Source organism: Parabacteroides sp. AM08-6, assembly GCF_003473295.1.
GTDB lineage: Bacteria > Bacteroidota > Bacteroidia > Bacteroidales > Tannerellaceae > Parabacteroides.
Genome location: NZ_QRMP01000033.1, coordinates 1 through 19693, shown reverse-complemented (window position 1 = coordinate 19693; position 19693 = coordinate 1). Strand labels below are relative to the sequence as shown.

General features: G+C 40.6%; 16 protein-coding genes. 8 read left to right on the top strand and 8 right to left on the bottom strand.

Annotated features, from left to right (window positions below; genetic code table 11):
• Positions 1-109: 109 nt before the first annotated feature.
• Together DW103_RS15590 and DW103_RS15585 are read right to left on the bottom strand one after the other, a co-directional pair.
• On the bottom strand, positions 110-436 hold the full coding sequence (locus DW103_RS15590; protein ID WP_122277799.1) for a hypothetical protein: 327 nt from the start codon (positions 434-436) through the stop codon (positions 110-112).
• Positions 437-742 carry a septum formation initiator family protein gene (locus tag DW103_RS15585; RefSeq protein WP_122277797.1) on the bottom strand — a complete coding sequence of 102 codons (306 nt, stop codon included), beginning with the start codon at positions 740-742 and terminating at the stop codon, positions 437-439.
• A gap of 259 nt (positions 743-1001) precedes the next feature.
• Here DW103_RS15585 and DW103_RS15580 point away from each other — a divergent pair, with 259 nt between their 5' ends.
• The 3 genes from DW103_RS15580 (at position 1002) to DW103_RS15570 (ending at position 6597) form a co-directional block, all read left to right on the top strand.
• Positions 1002-3224 carry a GH92 family glycosyl hydrolase gene (locus DW103_RS15580; RefSeq protein WP_122277795.1) on the top strand — a complete coding sequence of 741 codons (2223 nt, stop codon included), beginning with the start codon at positions 1002-1004 and terminating at the stop codon, positions 3222-3224.
• Between the two features lie 19 nt (positions 3225-3243).
• On the top strand, positions 3244-4737 hold the full coding sequence (locus DW103_RS15575; protein WP_122277793.1) for an alpha-L-fucosidase: 1494 nt from the start codon (positions 3244-3246) through the stop codon (positions 4735-4737).
• A gap of 87 nt (positions 4738-4824) precedes the next feature.
• Positions 4825-6597, top strand: a complete 1773-nt coding sequence (locus tag DW103_RS15570) for a DNA polymerase III subunit gamma/tau (protein WP_122277791.1) — start codon at positions 4825-4827, stop codon at positions 6595-6597.
• Between the two features lie 39 nt (positions 6598-6636).
• On the opposite strand, the gene DW103_RS15565 is transcribed toward DW103_RS15570, so the two are convergent.
• The 3 genes from DW103_RS15565 to queC all read right to left on the bottom strand — a co-directional run bounded on the left by DW103_RS15565 (position 6637) and on the right by queC (position 8718).
• A complete protein-coding gene (locus DW103_RS15565) occupies positions 6637-7353 on the bottom strand; it encodes a DUF1080 domain-containing protein (RefSeq protein ID WP_370453491.1) in 717 nt (238 codons plus the stop codon).
• 158 nt (positions 7354-7511) lie between these two features.
• The gene (queF, locus tag DW103_RS15560) at positions 7512-7979 is read right to left on the bottom strand and encodes a preQ(1) synthase (protein ID WP_122277787.1); all 468 of its coding nucleotides are present in this window, start codon (positions 7977-7979) and stop codon (positions 7512-7514) included.
• A 64-nt stretch (positions 7980-8043) separates the two neighbouring features.
• Positions 8044-8718 (bottom strand): 7-cyano-7-deazaguanine synthase QueC, encoded by a 675-nt coding sequence (gene queC, locus DW103_RS15555; RefSeq protein WP_122277823.1) that lies wholly within the window; start codon positions 8716-8718, stop codon positions 8044-8046.
• Between the two features lie 261 nt (positions 8719-8979).
• On the opposite strand from queC, the gene DW103_RS15550 reads away from it, so the two are divergent.
• Positions 8980-10446: an OmpP1/FadL family transporter gene (locus DW103_RS15550; protein ID WP_122277785.1), complete on the top strand. Its 1467-nt coding sequence runs from the start codon at positions 8980-8982 to the stop codon at positions 10444-10446.
• 156 nt (positions 10447-10602) lie between these two features.
• Here the strand turns inward: DW103_RS15550 and glgP are convergent, their stop codons facing one another.
• Together glgP and DW103_RS15540 are read right to left on the bottom strand one after the other, a co-directional pair.
• Entirely contained in the window at positions 10603-13173 is a 2571-nt protein-coding gene (gene glgP, locus DW103_RS15545) for an alpha-glucan family phosphorylase (RefSeq protein WP_122277783.1), read from the bottom strand.
• 106 nt (positions 13174-13279) lie between these two features.
• Positions 13280-14938 carry a glycosyltransferase gene (locus DW103_RS15540; RefSeq protein WP_122277781.1) on the bottom strand — a complete coding sequence of 553 codons (1659 nt, stop codon included), beginning with the start codon at positions 14936-14938 and terminating at the stop codon, positions 13280-13282.
• A 129-nt stretch (positions 14939-15067) separates the two neighbouring features.
• Between DW103_RS15540 and DW103_RS15535 the strand changes: the two genes are divergently transcribed.
• From DW103_RS15535 to DW103_RS15525, 3 genes are read left to right on the top strand one after another with little or no spacing between them, the layout of a single operon-like run.
• On the top strand, positions 15068-15358 hold the full coding sequence (locus DW103_RS15535) for a hypothetical protein (RefSeq protein WP_122277779.1): 291 nt from the start codon (positions 15068-15070) through the stop codon (positions 15356-15358).
• A 9-nt stretch (positions 15359-15367) separates the two neighbouring features.
• Positions 15368-15913 carry a lysophospholipid acyltransferase family protein gene (locus DW103_RS15530; RefSeq protein ID WP_122277777.1) on the top strand — a complete coding sequence of 182 codons (546 nt, stop codon included), beginning with the start codon at positions 15368-15370 and terminating at the stop codon, positions 15911-15913.
• 10 nt (positions 15914-15923) lie between these two features.
• Positions 15924-16712, top strand: coding sequence for an amidohydrolase (locus DW103_RS15525; protein WP_122277775.1), 789 nt, complete (start codon positions 15924-15926; stop codon positions 16710-16712).
• A gap of 128 nt (positions 16713-16840) precedes the next feature.
• Here the strand turns inward: DW103_RS15525 and dnaK are convergent, their stop codons facing one another.
• Positions 16841-18757 carry a molecular chaperone DnaK gene (gene dnaK, locus DW103_RS15520; RefSeq protein ID WP_122277773.1) on the bottom strand — a complete coding sequence of 639 codons (1917 nt, stop codon included), beginning with the start codon at positions 18755-18757 and terminating at the stop codon, positions 16841-16843.
• A 676-nt stretch (positions 18758-19433) separates the two neighbouring features.
• Here dnaK and DW103_RS15515 point away from each other — a divergent pair.
• Positions 19434-19693 (top strand): 6-bladed beta-propeller (locus DW103_RS15515; RefSeq protein ID WP_233545713.1); only part of this gene is annotated, 260 nt, incomplete at its 3' end.

Sequence of the window (19693 nt, the reverse complement as noted above, 5' to 3'; positions counted from 1 at the left end):
CTTTTGTTCCCTCGGCAGGAAACTTTTGTTCCCTCGGCAGGAAACTTTTGTTCCCTCGGCAGGAAACTTTTGTTCCCTCGGCAGGAAACAAGTGGAACAAAATAAGTCTTTACTGTTTATTTGGAGTAACGAAGGCTGTATAGAGTTGCAAGATTGCAGCAATGGTAAGGCAAATAATCCATTCTTTCCGTTGATTGAACATCAGTCCGGAAGCAACTACCCCCAGCAAACCTGCAAATATATTGTAGCGGTGGAGCCGACGGGTGCGGAAATCCATTTCTTTAGTCGATGTAGTCAGATGGCAGACTGCTATACCTGCGGCACCTATGGCAAAAAGATAAGGAGCAATATCCGGGAATTCCATGTTCAGGATAGCTCCGGCTAAAACCAATATAGCTGCGATATTAAAAAGAATCGTTTTTACTTTTCCGTTCATTTATTTACTTTTGATGATGTAGACGTCTTCGTTCGGCTTTTTCATGAAATATTCCTCGCGGGCAAAGCGCTCCAACCCTTCTTTATCGGTATGGAGGTCGTTTAGCTTTTTGCTGTTTACCTCGATTTCCTTTTGGTAATGCTTGATTTCTTTCTCCAGGCTCCGGATTTTTTCGTCATAAGTGTAACGCTTATACAAATTGCTGTCGCCTACGGTAAAGGTTAGCGCCAGAAAGCCTATAGTTACCAACCAATAGGCATTAATCCGGGATAGATACTTGTTGTAAAAGTCTTTTATGCGCGACATAGTAAATTCGTTTTTGCAAAGGTAAATGATTTATTTTATTTTTCAGGATTTTTTTTCTTTAGATGTATAAGTTGTTGAATTACTTGTACCGGATAAGCTTTTGAATGTCTGTTTTTTGTCTCGATGATGGCGAAGACATTTGAATTAGTGGAGAGAATATTTTTATTATCATAAACTAAATGGTATATTTGTAGTATCTTGCTTAAACGATTAATTTAAGTGAGAACTAGACATTTAAAATCTAATTTAGTGTAATGTTATGAGAACCTCTTTAAAAAAAATACAGATAGTGTTCTTCAGTATATTGTTTTGCACTTCTGCTGAAAGTCAGTCGCATACCGATTTGATCCGTTATGTGAATCCTTTTATTGGTACGGCAGAAGGAAAGACCGGACGGGCTACGATGGACAATGCCTATACCAATCCCGGAGCTGTCTGTCCTTGGGGAATGATGTCCGTTTCTCCTTTTAATATTTATGATACGGAAAATGTCGAGATGAAAAGGCCAAGTCCTTATATTTACGGGAACGATTACATCGCCGGTTTTACTCATCTGAATATGAGTGGTACCGGATGTAATGAGATGGGGACATTCTGCCTGATGCCCACTACTGGTTCTTTTAATCCCAGCCATACGGATACATCTCCTTATTCAAAAGAGACAGCCAGTCCCGGATACTATTCGGTTATGCTGGATAAATATAACATCAAAGTGGAATTGACCACAACGCCCCGTATTGCCATCAGCCGTTATACTTTTCCGAAAGGTACATCCAACATTATATTAAACATGGGACTTGGGCTTTCTCCCCAGAAGGGTGCAATGATTAAGCGTATTTCATCTACGGAAATCGAAGGTTTTAAAATGCTGGGGGGAATATGCGGCATGTCTTCTATCCATATTGTTTATTTTTATGCGAAGTTGAGTAAAGAACCGGCCAAATGCGGTATATGGCTGGATGGAAGATTCTTTGAAAAGTATCAACGCGAGGTTGCGGGCAACGATGTTGGTGCTTGCTTTACTTTCGATACCGAACAGGAAGAGACAGTCTGTGTTAAATTGGGAACCTCTTTTGTCAGTACGGAAAATGCCCGGCTGAATGTCGAACAGGAAATGCCCGGTTTTGATTTTGACGGTACTTGCCAAAAAGCAAAAGAGGCTTGGAATAAGGAATTGTCCCGGATTATCGTGGAAGGAGGAACCGAAGATGATAAAGTTAAATTTTATACGGCAATGTATCATACTTTGATACATCCGAATATATTTAACGATGTAAATGGGGAATATCAGATGTTCGAAAGTACCGGAGTTGGCAAAATTGACGGAGTGGATAGATATACAATCTTTTCATTGTGGGATACTTATCGGAATGTGCATCCTTTTTTATCGCTGGTATTTCCACAACAACAATCGGCTATGGTTAAATCCTTACTGGGGATGTATAAGGAAAGCGGTTTTCTGCCGCGTTGGGATTTGGCTGGAATGGAGACTACGGCTATGGTTGGTGACCCGGCTCTGCCTGTTATTGTCGATAGTTGGTTTCGGGGTGTACGGGATTTTGATATTGAGCTTGCTTATGAGGCAATGAAGCATAATGCGACAACACCGGAAAAAGATAATTATATGCGACCTGGAATGGAGGCTTGGCTTAAATATGGATATATTCCGGAAGATGTTGGAAAACTCGGACTGAGAGGGGTTTGGGGTAGTGTATCGACTGCTATGGAATATTGTATTGCGGACTGGAATTTGGCACAATTAGCAAAATCTTTAGGGAAAGAGGAGGATTACCGGCAATTCTATAATCGTTCGATGCTGTATAAGAATAGTTATGATGCCTCTACCGGTTTCATGCGGCCGAAAAATCTGGACGGACAATGGTTTGTGCCATTTGATCCCTATGATAAGCGACATCAGGAAGGTTTCACCGAAGGTAACACTTGGAACTATACATATATGGTTCCTCATGATATAAAAGGACTGATGAAACTGTTGGGAGGGCCTCGCAATTTTGTCTCTAAATTGGACGAATGCTTTAAAAAAGGATTTTTTGATATTACCAACGAACCGGATTTGGCATATCCTTATCTTTATAACTATGTAAAAGGAGAAGAGTGGAAAACGCAAAAACAAGTGCGTAAAATAGTAAATGAAGATTTCTTGAATGCTATAAACGGGCTACCGGGTAATGATGATTGCGGCACCATGTCTACGTGGCTTATGTTTGCAATGATGGGATTTTATCCTGCCTGTCCGGGAGATATGGAGTATCAGTTGACCAGTCCTGTTTTTGATAGAGTGACAATTTATTTAGATCCGGCTTATTATTCAGGGGGAAAGTTCGTTATAGAAGCGGCAAATGCCGGAACTGAAAAATGGGCGATTGATAAGATGGAACTGAATGGTAAACCACATAAAACTTATAGGATAAATCATCAACAAATAGTGAATGGAGGACTTCTGAAATACAAACTTAAGTAAATTTTAAATCTTTAAAGCCATGAAGCGAAATAGTTTAATTCTCTTTTTTATCTTATTGACCTTCTTTTCCAAAGCACAGGAAAGTCGAGATCTCAAAATGGATTGGGCGGGTTTAGCCCGTGAAACCGGATACAATCCGGCCCCCGATTGGTTATTGGATGCTAAGTTCGGTATATATTTTCATTGGGGGGTGTATTCTGTCCCTGCTTTCGGGGATGAATGGTATCCCAGCCGGATGTTTTATAAAGGGACGAGAGAATATCAACATCATACCGAAACGTACGGTCCTCCCGAAAAAGTGGGATATGATGTATTTGTTCCGATGTTTAAAGCAGAATATTTTAATGCAAAAGACTGGGTTGATCTCTTTCAGGAAGCTGGTGCGCGTTTTGCAGGACCGGTTGCTGAGCATCATGATGGTTTCGTGATGTGGGATAGTAAAATTACACCTTGGAATGCGAAATTGATGGGACCGCATAAAGATATATTGGGTGAATTACAAAAAGAAATAAAAGGTAGAGGAATGAAGTTGGTCACTACTTTCCATCATTCCCGTTTGTTGCAACGGTATAAGATTGGGGATACGAAATTTGACCATAGCCATTATCCGGCTATCGCAGGACTGCCTACCATGTCTCCGAACCCGATGTTGCGTCTTCTTTATGGAAATATTCCGGCAGAAGATTTTTACGAACCGGTTTGGTTTGGCGAGCTAAAAGAAGTAATCGATAATTATAGTCCGGATATTATTTGGTTTGATAGTTGGTTGGATATGATACCGGAGAAATATCGTTATCAATTTGCCCGTTACTTTATTGAGGAAGGTAAAAAGAAAGGACAACAACCTGTTATTTGTCGTAAACAGGATGATTTGCCACTGGATGTTTGTATTGAGAATTTGGAAAAATCGCGTAAACAGAATATCGAATCACGTCTGTGGATGACGGATGAAACGATTAGTACGGGTAGTTGGTGTTATACGGAAGGACTGGAAATAAAGAAAGCGAAGGATTTAATCGATGTATTGATTGATATCGTCAGTAAAAACGGAGTTCTTATGTTGAATATATCTCCCAAAGCAGATGGAACAATCCCTTTTGAGCAGCGTGATGTACTTAAAGAAATAGGGCAATGGTTGAAAGCCAATGGTGAAGCTATTTATGGAACACGTCCGTGGTATACATACGGCGAGGGACCTACTGTACAACCTGATGGCGGTTTTGAATTTTACCAGGAGTTTCTGAAGCTGAAATATTCGCCTGAAGATGTCAGGTATACAACGAAAGGAAATAATATTTATGCCATTACCTTAGGGGTACCTCAGGCTGGCAAGGATATGGTATTTAAAGGTTTTGCGAAAGGAAAGCAAAAACAGGCTCCGAATGTTAAAAATGTATCGGTAATCGGTAGCAATCAACCACTTCGCTGGACATTGTCGGATGAAGGTCTTCGTGTTTCAGTACCTGTCATCCAAGGCCGGAATGCTGTTGTTTTTAAGATTGAATGTAAATAATATTTCATGACCTTCTGGCTTATGAAAAGGACTAAGGATAAATGAATTTTTTTGTTTATCTTTGTGTTGTCAATAAAAAAGCGGAGAATGGATAATTATATTGTATCGGCAAGGAAGTATCGTCCTTCTACTTTTAGAAGTGTGGTAGGGCAGAAGTCCTTGACAACTACATTAAAAAATGCAATAGAAAGTAACAAGCTGGCCCATGCGTATCTGTTTTGCGGTCCCCGCGGAGTAGGGAAGACCTCTTGTGCCCGTATCTTTGCAAAGACAATCAATTGCCTGAGTCCGACAGCCGACGGGGAGGCTTGCAATGAATGTGAGTCGTGTAAAGCATTCAATGAGCAACGTTCATATAATATACATGAACTGGATGCGGCTTCCAATAATTCGGTTGATGATATCCGGGCTTTGATAGACCAAGTACGCATTCCGCCTCCAATCGGAAAATATAAGGTTTTCATTATCGACGAAGTGCACATGTTGAGTTCGGCAGCTTTTAATGCGTTTCTGAAGACATTGGAGGAGCCTCCCCATCATGCACTCTTCATTTTGGCTACTACGGAAAAGCATAAAGTTTTGCCGACTATCTTATCCCGTTGCCAGATATATGATTTTTCCCGTATTTCGATAGCGGACATGGTGGAACATCTGCAATATGTTGCTTCCTGTGAAGGGGTAAACGCAGAACCGGAGGCCTTGAATGTGATTGCACAAAAGGCTGATGGTGGTATGCGTGATGCATTATCCATATTTGATCAGGTTGTTAGTTTTACAAGTGGGAATATTACTTATCAAGCAGTTATCGACAACTTGAATGTGCTGGATTACGAGTATTATTTCCGGTTGACGGATGCCATGCTTTCCGGAAATGTCCGTTCTGCTCTTCTGATATTGAATGATATTCTGAGTAAAGGTTTTGACGGGCAGAATATTATTACCGGTTTGGCTGCGCATTTTCGGGATTTGCTGGTTTGCCGGGATGAGGCTACGTTGGTACTTTTTGAAGTGGGAGCTTCCATTCGTGAACGATATAAGGAAATGGCGAAACGTTGTGCTGATCAGTTTTTATTTAAGGCAATAGAATTGGCGAATAGTTGCGATTTGAACTATCGTGTCAGTCGGAATAAGCGCTTATTGCTGGAACTGACACTGATTCAACTTTGTCAGTTAATCAATGCAGGTCAGCCTGCCGATGATAAAAAAAAAGGACTGATTGAACCGATAGCTTCTAATTCTTCCATCCAATCGGCACCACCTTTACAACAACCTGTACTGATGCCGGCAGGAACGAAAAATGTACAGACTGCCCGGCCTCAGGTAATGACTACCAATATGCCGCCTTCGGCAACTGTTATTCCACAAACTACGGATGCTGCGCCTCCTAAAAGACCGGTCCGGCCCCCTCAGTTCGGAACTTCCCTCAAAGATATTGGAGTAGAACGTTCACAGGTTCAGAAGTCTACGGTGCAAACGTCCAATATTTCACAAGAGATAGTAAATCCGTTTACGCAAGAAGACTTATCTCGTTGTTGGGATGCTTATGCTGCTTCGATTGATAAGAAAGTGTATTTGAAAAATACGATGATAAATTGTAAACCGGTATTACAGGATAACTACTTTTTTGAGGTAGGTGTTCATAATCCGGGTCAACAGGATGAATTAAGTAATGGTTGTATAGACCTTTTGAGCTATTTGAGGACTCAATTAAAAAATACTCGTATTCAGATGCGGGTCCGTATCATAGAATCGAATGAGAAACATTTGGCTTATACTTCAACGGAGAAGTATGAACATTTACTGAATATTAATCCGGTACTCGGCCGGTTAAAAGAAGAGTTTAATTTGTCTTTGGATTAAAAAAAGAGAAGCAAAAATCTGCTTCTCTTTTTTTATGGATTATAATTCTCTTAGCCAAACATTACGGAAACTAATCGGTTCGCTTGGGTCGCCATGACTCTGCAGGATGATAGGACCAGCATCATGTTTGACAACTTTTGGGAAACCTACATATTCAGTTGTTCCCAAAATAGTTGTATTATTCTGCAATACAATACCGTTCTGGATAACTGTTACGCGGGGAGGAACACGATAAGTTCCGTCTTCTTTGAAAATAGGTGCAGAATAGATAATATCATATACATTCCATTCTCCGGGTTTACGCATGGCATTAGCCAAAGGAGGTGTTTGTTTGTAAATACTACCTGTCTGTCCGTTTACGTATGTTTCGTTATTGTAGCAATCCAATATTTGGATTTCATACATTCCTTGCATAAAAATACCACTGTTTCCACGTCCTTGGCTTTCACCTGAAATATTCTTGGGAACGCACCATTCGATATGCAATTGATAATTGTTGAATTTTTGTTTGGTTTGGATATCACCGGCTTTTTTGTTTACCGTGAATACTCCATCATGTACGTTCCATTGTGCGGGACCTCCAGATACGCTTTCCCATGCAGAAAGATCTTTTCCATCAAATAAAACGATGGCATCGGAAGGAGCAGTGTTCGTTTTGATGTCACCTGGAGTTACAACTTTTGGTTGCGGTGTCCAGTATTCAGACATTCCCGGAGTCATTCCTTCTTGTTTGGGATACTGTTTTTGTGCATTCATACTGCTTACACACACTGTGCAAGTAAGGGCTGCCAATGCAGCTTTCATTGTTAAACTTTTCTTGTTCATGGTCTAAATATTATTTAGGTTTGCATATTTCTGGTTACAAATTTACAAAAAATAGAATACAATGATTATCAAATGCCACTTTTTTGTGCTCAGATGCTTTTATGATTAAAAAGACGTTGCTCTGCTAACTGTTCATATTTACTTCCCGGACGGCCATAATTACAATAAGGATAAATACTTATGCCGCCACGTGGCGTAAAGATTCCTGTTATTTCTATGTATTTGGGCTCCATTAATGCTATCAGGTCTTTCATGATGATATTTACACAATCTTCATGGAATGCACCATGATTTCGGAAACTGAACAGGTATAATTTCAGACTTTTGCTTTCTACCATTTTTATATCAGGTATGTAGTCGATATAAATAGTTGCAAAATCCGGTTGTCCGGTAATAGGGCAGAGGCTCGTAAACTCAGGACAGTTGAAATGTACCCAGTAATCATTTTCCGGATGTTTATTCGTGAATGCCTCCAATACTTCCGGAGCATAATCTTGTTTGTATACAGTAGAACCTCCCAAAAGGTGGAGTTCGTTTTCTTCTTTTCTGGTATCCATTTTTATTACTGATTTATGCTTTGTTTTGTGTCTATATGTAGCCTGTTTTGAAAATAGGTGAAATTCAGTTGTTTTTTAATGATTTCCGTTTGAGATATTTTTCTAAGCCTTCTTTACGAAGTTTACAGGCCGGGCAGTGCCCGCAACCTTCTGCCGGGACACCGTTATAGCAGGTCAGTGTTTGTGTCCGGACTAACTCAAATACACCCAATTGATCCGAAAGTTCCCAAACCTCGCTTTTATCCCGGTTCATTAAAGGTGTGTAAATGACAAATTGTTCATCCATAGCCAGATTCAACGTAACATTCAAAGAACGGATGAAGGTATCCCGACAATCCGGATAGCCGCTAAAATCTGCTTCAGATACCCCGGTTACTAAATTGAAAATTCCTTTACTCCGTGCCAGAATGGCTGCAAAAGTCAGGAACACCATATTTCTGCCCGGAACGAATGTATTCGGATAACTATCAGCAGGCTTTTCCTGATCCATAGTCATCGTTGTATTAGTCAACGAGCAATTGGAGTCAAGCTGGCTTATCAGTGATACATCCAGCAAATGGAAAGGTACTTCTGCATTGGCGGCAATTTTTCGTGCTACTTCAATTTCCAGAGAATGTTTTTGTCCGTAAGTAAAACAGACCGTTTCTACACGTTTAAAATGCTTCTTTGCCCAGAATAGGCAGGTTGTGGAATCTTGTCCACCGGAGAAGCAAACCAAAGCGGCTTCTTGATGTTTCATATTTTTCTTGTTTTTAATACGTGGTTTAGCAAGCACACGGAAAAGGAAATGTTCCTTTTCATTGCAAAGATACGGAGTTTTTCGAAATATGAATGTAAATAGGTCGTTTCTCTGCCGGATACAATAGAGTGCACAGAAATAATGGTTGTGTGCCGCACATTATAGGTAAAAATGTGCAATATTAAAGAAAAGTATTTATCTTTGTCGCCGTTTGCGTCCGGGAAGGCGTAATAGAAACAGGTATTAACAAATATAAAATTTATGAAGAGAATTATCGCATTGGCATGTTTTTCCATGCTTCCTTTGACTTATGCGGCGGCAGAAGGTTACCAGGTAAATGCTCAAAGTACAAAACAGGCCGGTATGGGACATGTTGGTGTTGCTATGAAATTGGGTGCGGAAAGTATGCATTTTAATCCTGCCGGATTGGCATTTATGGAAAATAACATAAATCTGTCGGCCGGCGTTTCCGGTGTTTTTTCAAAAGGTAAGTTTACACAAGGTGACTATGTACACAGACCGGATAATACCCCTAGCACTCCTTTATATGTATATGCAGGTTTTAAAATTTACGATTTTTTGGCTGCCGGTGTGAGCGTAACGACTCCTTATGGTAGTTCAATGAATTGGGGCAAGGACTGGAGAGGTGCACATCTCATACAAGATATCTCCTTGAAAGCTTATAATGTTCAGCCTACAGTTTCCTGGAAAATTACAGACCGTTTAAGCATTGGTGCCGGATTGATGATGGAGTTTGGCAATATAGAACTGAGTCGCGCTTTAATCGGACCGGGCGAAATGAATGATATGGCAAACGGATTGCTGGAACAGTTTCAGCCTGTATTGGCAGCTAATCCGGGATTAGCCGCGATGGTGAAACCTACTGTCGATAAATTAATGACGGACTTGGAAAAGTATAAGGATGCCTCGGCTGCCTCAGTCAACCTGAAAGGTGATGCAGGTGTACGTTTGGGCTTTAATATAGGTGCCATGTTTGATGTAAATGAAAAAGTGACTGTCGGTCTTTCTTATCGTTCAAAAGTACAGGCTCGTGTGAAAGAAGGTCATATTGCTTTAGGTTATGCTAATGAAACCGATTTGAAAAATAATTTGCTTCCTCAGGTTGATGGATTGTTGAAGTTGGCTGAAAGCCAGGGATTTCCTATTCCGGAATCAATGAAAGACTTTTCGATTCCTCCTTTGGACGAAGGTACATTTACTGCAGAACTGCCATTGCCCGATAACTGGAATGTTGGGGTTACTTATAAACCAACAAATCGTTGGATACTTTCCGGAGAAGTACAGTTTGTAGGTTGGGGAGCATATAAAACATTATCGATTAATTTCTCTCCGTCTTCTTTGAGCAAATATGATATGGTAGCTAAAAAAGAATATCATAATACTCGTATTTATCGTCTGGGTGCGCAGTTCGCTGCAACCAACCGTTTTGATGTCCGTTTAGGTGCTTATTATGATGAATCTCCGGTAAAGGATGATTTTCTAAATCCGGAAACTCCCAGTATGGATAAATTCGGTATTACTGCTGGTTTAAGTTTCCGTCCGATTAATCCTCTTTCCATTGATTTTGCATTTTCTTATGTAACAGGTTTCGGACGCGATGGTTCCTATAGCGACAAAAGTCTGATAACCGGTAATGATCGCACATTTGGGGGACATTATAACATTTATGCATTAATGCCCGCGATAGGTGTATCGTATGCGTTTTAACTGAATATATCTATTCTATATAATTTAGCGGATTGTCTGGCCTGTTCCGGATAATCCGTTTTTTATTAAGGAGGAAATGATTTTTGTATATATAAAAATAAAACGGGGGAGTTGATGTTTCAACTTCCCCGTTTACATAATATATAACTGCCTTAATTACAATTGTATCCAACGTACGTAAGCAAAATCCATACGATGGGGCAATTCTTTATTTTCAGGATAAACGCGGAAACCTATTTTGTGGGTTCCGGATTCGCTTGGTGTTGTTTCTAATTGGAAATACAATTTAGAACCCTCTTCTTTCATTAGTTTAAAATGTTCTACGCGCATTAATTCCAATTGATGATTTTCGTTGTTTTCTTTAGTGACAACTAAATCGACCCCTAACATGCCTTGTAGCTCGTGGCGGTCAATTACCAGATTGAATGTATACTTCTTTCCGACAACCGGTCCGTCAATCGTGAGGTCCTGACTGGATGTAAAGGATTCTACCTGGAAGCTGTCCCAATGTTCTGCAACTTCTTCTTTCCAAGCCGCAATTGATTTAGCTTCAGCAAAATTGTTCTCACGCAGATGAGCTGAACGGGTAGCCAATTTATCATAGAAACGGTGGATATAATCGTCCAGCATACGTTTCATTGTATAATCCGGAGCAATTTCAGACATGGAATTTTTGATGTACTGTATCCATTCAGGTGAATATCCCTTACTGTTTTTAGCATAGTATGTCGGGATAATTTCTGTTTCCAGTATATGATAAATAGTCGCAGCATCCAGCTGATCCTGATATTGTTGGTTTTCGTACGTACGTTTATCTGTCAACGCCCAACCGGCACTTGGTTTATAACCTTCATACCACCATCCGTCAAGTACGGAGAAGTTTAGGACACCATTCATCTCTGCTTTTTCACCGGAAGTACCGGATGCCTCGAGAGGACGTGTCGGAGTATTCAACCAAACATCTACGCCGGCAATCAAATGACGTGCCAAACGCATATCATAATTTTCCAAGAAGATGATTTTACCTAAAAATTCCGGACGGCGTGAAATCTCGACAATATGTTTAATCAGGCCTTGTCCACCTCCGTCGGCTGGGTGAGCTTTTCCGGTGAAAACGAACTGAATCGGATATTTTTCGTTGTTTACAATCTTAGACAAACGCTCTAAATCAGTGAAGAGCAAATGTGCGCGTTTGTAAGTTGCGAAACGGCGACCGAAACCAATCAGCAAAGCATTTGGGTTAATCTTATCCAAAATAGAAACAACCTTTGCCGGATCTCCCTGATTTTTCAACCAGTTTGCCTTGTATTCGTTTCTGATATATTTAAACAGTTTATCTTTCAGTGCTTTACGAATATCCCAAATCTCTTCGTCGGATGCGTTTTGGATAGGTTCCCAATATTTTTTGTTGGATTGATTTTGGAAGAAATTCTTGTCGAAGTGTTCAACGAAGAAGCGTTTCCATTCGGTAGAAGCCCATGTCGGCATGTGTACTCCATTAGTAACGTAACCTACATGCAATTCGTCCGGGAAATAACCTTTCCAGACGGGTGCGAACATATGTTGTGAAACTTTGCCGTGCAACCAGCTTACACCGTTTGCTTCTTGGCAGGTGTTCAAAGCGAATACACTCATCGAGAATTTTTCGTTTGAACCCGGATTTTCGCGTCCCATGTCGATGAACTCTTGCCAACTGATGCCCAATTTACCCGGAAATTCGCCCATATAGCGTCCGAATAGACCTTCATCGAAATAGTCATGTCCGGCAGGAACCGGAGTATGTACTGTATAGAGAGCAGAAGCGCGAACTACTTCCAATGCCTGATTGAATGTCAGGCCGTCGTTTTGGATGAAATCTACCAAACGTTGTGCGTTGATTAGGGCTGCATGTCCTTCGTTGCAATGATAAATTTGTTTCTTGATGCCCAATTTGTTTAACATCAGGATACCACCGATTCCCAACAGGTATTCTTGTTTCATACGGTTTTCCCAGTCACCGCCATATAACTGGTGAGTGATAGAACGATCCCATTCGCTGTTCTGAGGAATATCGGTATCCATCAAATACAAAGGAACTCGACCGACACTTACTTTCCAGATATGTGCATAAACGGTACGGCCCGGATACGGAACTTCCAGTACCATCGGCTCACCGTTAGCCTGCATTACCTGAGTAAGAGGCAATGAGTTGAAGTTTTGCGGTTCGTAATTGGCAATCTGCTGTCCATCCATTGACAGAGACTGTGTAAAGTAACCGTATCGATAAAGGAAACCGACAGCTGTCAGGTCGATGTTACTGTCGCTGGCTTCTTTTAAATAGTCACCGGCTAATACACCCAAACCTCCGGAATAAATTTTCAATACGTTTGTCAGGCCATATTCCATGCTGAAATAAGCAACAGAAGGTTTCGTCTTGTCCGGCTTAACATCGATATAAGCTTTGAAAATTGTGTATACAGCCTGAATTTCAGCCATTAACATTTTGTCAGCCAAAATTTCTTCAATACGTTTATATGACAAACTTTGAAGTAAAAGGACTGGATTTCCTTCAGTTGATGCCCAAAGTTCGGAATCTATTTTTCCGAATAGTTTAGCTCCTTCATGGTTCCATACCCACCAGAGGTTTGTTGCCATTTCATATAAAGGATATAATGCTTCCGGAAGCATTGAATGTGAATAAACATCCTTCCAAATCGGACTGTTTGCGTTATTCGCTTTGATTTTCATTATCGTGAAGTTTAAATATTAAATACGATTCTTGCTGAATAATTTACTATCATTACCGTTTAAAACGGGGCAAAGATAGGATTATCTTATTAATTATGAGAGTATTTTAACTATTTCTTTTCTTTGCTGCCTCTAAAGCCATTCTGAATGCATCCTTGTAATATACAATGAATTTACTCCATTCTGCTTTACTTGCCAGTTCAAAACAACGCTTCCGAATCGCATCTGTATCTTCCTTTGTCTTTTGGGTTAGTGAAAGAACAAAAGCAGTGATGGCATCGGCTACTTCGAAATAGTTAAAATCAGTACGGTTTATAACAGCCACCCCTTCGTTGATATCATTACCACTTACACTCTTTTTGGCCCAAAGACCAAAACCTGCCAGGTTTGTTGTAATGGTCGGAATACCAAAAGCGATACTTTCTAATGGAGTATATCCCCAAGGTTCATAATAGGATGGATAAACGGTAACATCCATGCCTATAAGCAAATCGTAATAGGATTTATCGAGTATGCCGTCGCGTCCATCCAGGTAACAGGGGACAAAAATAATTTTCAGTTTGTCGGCTGCGGAATTGGTAAAGCCGGCGTGTGCAATATAGTTTAGCACTTTGTCCTGCTCCATCAGGTTAAGCCAGTGGGTTACAAATGGCATCTGCATCGGAGAGGTTGTTTTAATATCTTTGTCGATTACCTCTTTCAGGTCTGCACGCGCATCGCGTACCCATGCCGGAACCATGATGAATGCAACAACTTCCCGTTGCAATTGTCCGGAAGTACGAACACGGTTCATTGCTTCTATAAAAACGTCGATACCTTTATTCCTATATTCATAACGTCCGCTGGTGGAAACGAGCAATGCGTCAGGAGAAATCGGGCATCCCAGCAACTTTTCCGCCACATTTATTAACGCGTGACGGGCTTCTGCACGTTTTTTCGTGTATTCTTTTCCTTCGGGAACGAAATTGCGTTCAAAACCGTTGGGAGTAACAATATCCGGAGCTTTATCCAATAATTGTTTACATTCGCGGGCCGTGATATCACTGACCGTAGTAAAGCAATCTACATGTAGAGCCGTTTGTTTCTCAAGTGAATGTTTGGCTTCCATATTCAGCTCTTTGGCCATCTGGTCACCGTTATAACCGTCCATATAGGCATATAATGCCTTATCGTTACCAGCAATCGAACGTCCGATGGAAGTGGCGTGAGTTGTGAAGAGCGTTGCAATGGCCGGCAATTGTTTTTTTACATACAATGCCCCCATACCCAACATCCATTCATTGAATAAAGCTACAACCTTTTTGTCTTCCAGCTTGTGGAAGCGATAAAAACTTTCGATTACTTTACCCACTGCATACGCAAAAATACAGGATTCGTCATAATCGCCATAAGCATGAATAGAATCCACATGAAAATCTTCCCATATGGAATAAAAGAAAGCATCCCTTTCTTTAAAAAAAGGTTTGAAGTCTACTAGTATAACGGGAGGAGTACCCGGTACGTCCCATCGTCCTACTTTTATTTTTAAATTATCACTGGTCCTTGCATACACCTTCCAGTCTGCAAACAGAATATCATCTTCTTTGAAGTCAGGTGCGTTGTTCCCATTCCATACATCTGGCCCGATAAAAACCACCTTGTCTTTAAAAAACTGTTGTAATGTATGTGCTTTTGTCGATAAAACGGTATAAATACCTCCCACCTTATTACACACTTCCCAACTACTTTCAAAAAGATATTCTGGCGTTGCTATATTATTATCCATAAATGAATTTTGTTTACTATCAGATACTTCTTGGATGCAAAGATACGGTATTTTTATCTTTTTTTCTCCCTGTAGAGGTTATTTAATAAATGAATTACGTAGATTTGTGGATATTTTAAAAAAACGATTATGGCTAAGAGAAGAATTTTAAAGAAAGACATCGCCTATGTAGCCGGCGATTTGTTTTTAGAAGCATTAATATGTAAGTTATATATTCCGGGCGTTGACTCGGATAAGGTGGATGTGGTGATGTCGAGAATACTCGATATGCAAGACGATTTCATACGTCGTGCCAACCGTCCGAACGGAAAAGATAATGCTGCTTTGGTAAAAGAGTATTATCGGAAACTTAGGAATGATTTGCAGGTGGAAGTCGATGCGATTGCCGCTGAAATCGGAAAATTGAGTGTGGATAAGTAAACGGAAAGAATGAAGAAAGCTATTTGTAAGGCACTTCTTCGACTGGCAGGATGGAAATTAGGACCGCTGGTGGAAGATGTGCCTAAATGTGTGATATGTGTGGCTCCGCATACTAGTAACTGGGATTTTATTGTCGGAAAGATTTTTTATACCTCAGTAGGGCGTAACGCGAATTTCCTGATTAAAAAGGAATGGTTCTTTTTCCCTTTTAACATTTTGTTTAATTGGTTAGGTGGTGTTCCGGTGAACCGGGGCAAACGTACTTCTGTGACTGACCAGATGGTGGAAATGTTCCAAAAGCGCGATAGTTTCCAACTGGCTGTCACTCCGGAAGGGACGCGTAAACGGGTAAAAGAGTGGAAAAAAGGATTTTATTATATCGCACAGAAAGCTAATGTACCTATTTTGATGGCTTATTTTGATTACAAAAAGAAAGAAGCCGGCTTTAAGGGAATATTTTATCCGACAGGTGATACAGAAAAGGATATCCTTGAAATCCGTAAATATTACAGAGGGATAACGGCTTGTCACCCGGAAAATTTCGTACAAGTTTAATTTATAAATTATGGCAGACAACTTGCGTATTAGTATGGTCCAATCCCATATTATCTGGGAGGACAGAGAAGAAAATCTTGGATATTATGGAGAATTGCTTCGGCGTGTCAGTGGTAAAACGGATATAGCTGTTTTGCCGGAAACCTTCACGACCGGTTTTTCAATGGATGTAGAAAAACTGGCTGATACAATGGATGGGATTACTGTTGCTACAGTAAAAGGCTGGGCTAAAAAATATAAACTGGCTGTTGTTGGTAGTTTTATCGTGAAAGAAAAGGATGTTTATTACAACCGGGCTTTCTTTATTACCCCGGAGGGTGATACATTTTTCTATGATAAGCATCATCTTTTCCGTATGGCAGGCGAAGACCTTCATTTTACAGCAGGTGATAAACAGACTGTTATCCGCTATAAAGATTGGAACATTTGTTTGCAAGTTTGTTATGACCTTCGTTTTCCGGTATGGAGCCGGAATGTGAATAACGGATACGATTTATTGATTTATGTAGCGAATTGGCCGGAAGCCCGTAAGAAAGTGTGGAAAACTCTTTTGAACGCACGTGCTATAGAAAATATGGCGTATGTATGTGGAGTGAACCGGGTAGGAATTGATGGAAAAGGTTTTACTTATCGTGGAGATTCGATGATATTTTCTCCTAAAGGAAAAAAATTGGCTGATGCCGGTAAACGAGAGGAAGTCACTCGTACATGTACGCTTTCAAAAGTAGAGTTGGAGGATTTACGTCAAAGATTCCCTGTTTGGAAAGATGCTGACAGTTTTACATTGACGGATATTTGATTTTAAGAAACCGGATAAAAAGAGTAGTCATCTGATAAGAACAGAGAGCGTTCTTAATAGAATAAAATAGGGTGTGCCCATCGTCAGGACACACCCTATTTTCAATCTTGTGTGGAAAATGTATGTTGTTACTTTACTTCTTCGAAGTCCACATCCGTTACACCGCCATCTTGTTTGTTGTTTCCGGCATTACCGCCAGCTTGTTGTCCACCAAAGTCAGGACCCGGTTGTGCACCGCCGGCATTCTGAGCGTTGTACATTTCCTGGCTTGCAGCTTGGAATACACTGTTCAGTTCAGCCATAGCAGCATCGATACCTGCAATATCCTGAGCTTTGTGAGCTTCTTTCAGTTTGTTTAAAGCAGCTTCGATAGGAGCTTTTTTGTCTGCAGGAAGCTTGTCACCCAAATCTTTCAGCTGTTTCTCGGTCTGGAAAATCATACTGTCTGCTTGGTTCAACTTGTCGATGCGTTCCTTCTCTTTCTTGTCGGCTTCAGCGTTGGCCTGTGCTTCTTCTTTCATGCGCTTCACTTCATCGTCACTCAGACCACTGGAAGCTTCGATACGGATACTTTGAACTTTTCCGGTCCCTTTATCTTTGGCAGATACGTTCAGGATGCCGTTTGCGTCGATATCGAAAGTCACCTCAATCTGAGGTACACCACGCTGTGCGGCAGGTATTCCGTCGAGGTGGAAACGACCGATAGATTTATTATCTTTTGCCAGTGAACGTTCACCCTGCAATATATGGATTTCTACGGAAGGCTGATTATCTACAGCTGTTGTAAATGTTTCAGACTTCTTGGTTGGGATAGTCGTGTTGGCCTCAATCAGTTTGGTCATTACACCACCCATCGTTTCGATACCCAATGACAACGGAGTAACATCCAGTAGCAATACGTCTTTGACTTCACCTGTCAGTACCCCCCCCTGGATGGCAGCACCTACGGCTACTACTTCGTCCGGGTTTACACCTTTTGACGGAGCTTTACCGAAGAATTTCTCAACGATAGCCTGTACGGCGGGGATACGTGTAGAACCACCAACCAAGATTACTTCGTCAATATCAGAAGTGCTCAAGTTTGCATCTTTCAAAGACTGGCGGCACGGTTCGATACAAGCTTGGATTAAACTGTCGGCCAATTGTTCGAATTTAGCACGGGTCAACGTTTTAACCAAGTGCTTTGGAATACCGTTAACCGGCATAATGTACGGCAGGTTGATTTCTGTACTTGTAGTACTTGACAATTCGATTTTTGCTTTTTCGGCTGCTTCTTTCAGACGTTGCAAAGCCATCGGGTCTTTCCGCAAGTCAACCCCTTCTTCGCGTTGGAATTCTTCAGCCAGCCAGTCGATAATAACATGGTCGAAATCGTCACCGCCCAGATGGGTATCACCATTTGTTGATTTAACTTCGAATACACCGTCGCCCAATTCCAAGATAGAGATATCGAATGTACCGCCACCTAAGTCGAATACAGCGATTTTCATATCCTTATTCGTCTTATCCAATCCGTATGCCAGAGAGGCTGCGGTCGGCTCGTTTACGATACGGCGAACATTCAAACCTGCTATTTCGCCGGCTTCTTTTGTTGCCTGACGTTGTGCGTCACTAAAGTATGCCGGAACAGTGATAACAGCCTCTGTAACTTCCTGTCCCAGATAATCTTCCGCCGTTTTCTTCATTTTCTGAAGAACCATGGCCGAAATTTCCTGTGGTGTGTACAGACGTCCTTCAATGTCGACGCGCGGGGTGTTATTGTCGCCACGTACTACTTTATAAGGTACGCGATTAATTTCTTTTTGAACTTGATCGTATGTTTCCCCCATAAAGCGTTTGATGGAGAATATTGTTTTTTCCGGATTGGTAATGGCCTGACGTTTAGCCGGGTCACCTACCTTGCGTTCGCCTCCTTCTACAAATGCAACAATTGAAGGAGTTGTTCTTTTTCCTTCACTATTTGCAATCACAACCGGTTCATTGCCTTCCAATACGGCAACGCAGGAGTTGGTTGTTCCTAAGTCGATTCCGATAATTTTTCCCATAATTGATAATATTTTAATTGTTATTATTTACTTGTGTATTTGCTTTTCTCTTTCGAGCTGCATTTATTATTGTACAAATCGTATGCCAAAGTAACAAGGGTTCGTTTGAAAATGTTTAGCTGACAGGAATTGTGACAATACGGCAGTTTTGTTTTCAGTATCCGTCTTTGCCGGGTGGATTTTTATAATATTAGGTTGTTATATAATAACGTATAGAGAGATTTCTTTTATTACTGGTGTCATTCTGGCAATTAGATGCCTTCCCAATCTGTTTTCGACGGCGTCGTTAATATTTTTGACGTCGTCATTAATATTTTCGACGGCGTCAAAAATATTCGCGACGCCGTCGAAAACAAAATATATGCCGGGCAAATTCGAACACTATGGCATGTAATGCGAAAAAGGATAGTGTGATACCGTCGGGGAACCCGTGCGTATGGAGATGTGGGGATGTTGTTTTTCATCTTGTAGAAGATAAAAGGGTGAAAAAAGTGCAATTTTGTGTTTTAATGATTAAATTAGTTTAATTCGTTAGGAATAAATATTAAAGATACGTATATTGCATACGTATACTATTACTATTATAAAATTGCATGTATGGATATAACTGAACGCATTGTGAATTATTTGATAATAGCTTCAAGTAGTCTTATAGTATTTCACTTTAATTGAATATATGATGAAGGCATATTTAATTATAGCTGTTTTTTCTGTATGGTTATTCTCTTGTGTGAATGCTGGAGAAAAAGGGAATGATGGTTTAAAAAACATTGATTTTTATGTGGCTGAACAAAGGCGTATTTACACTGATGAACTTTTTGATAAAGTGGAAATTATTCCATTGGAAACTACTCCGGATTGTTTTTTGCAAGGTTCTCCTTTTGTATTAGGCATTACGAATGATTATGTAATATTGTCGAATACCTTCAATAATGC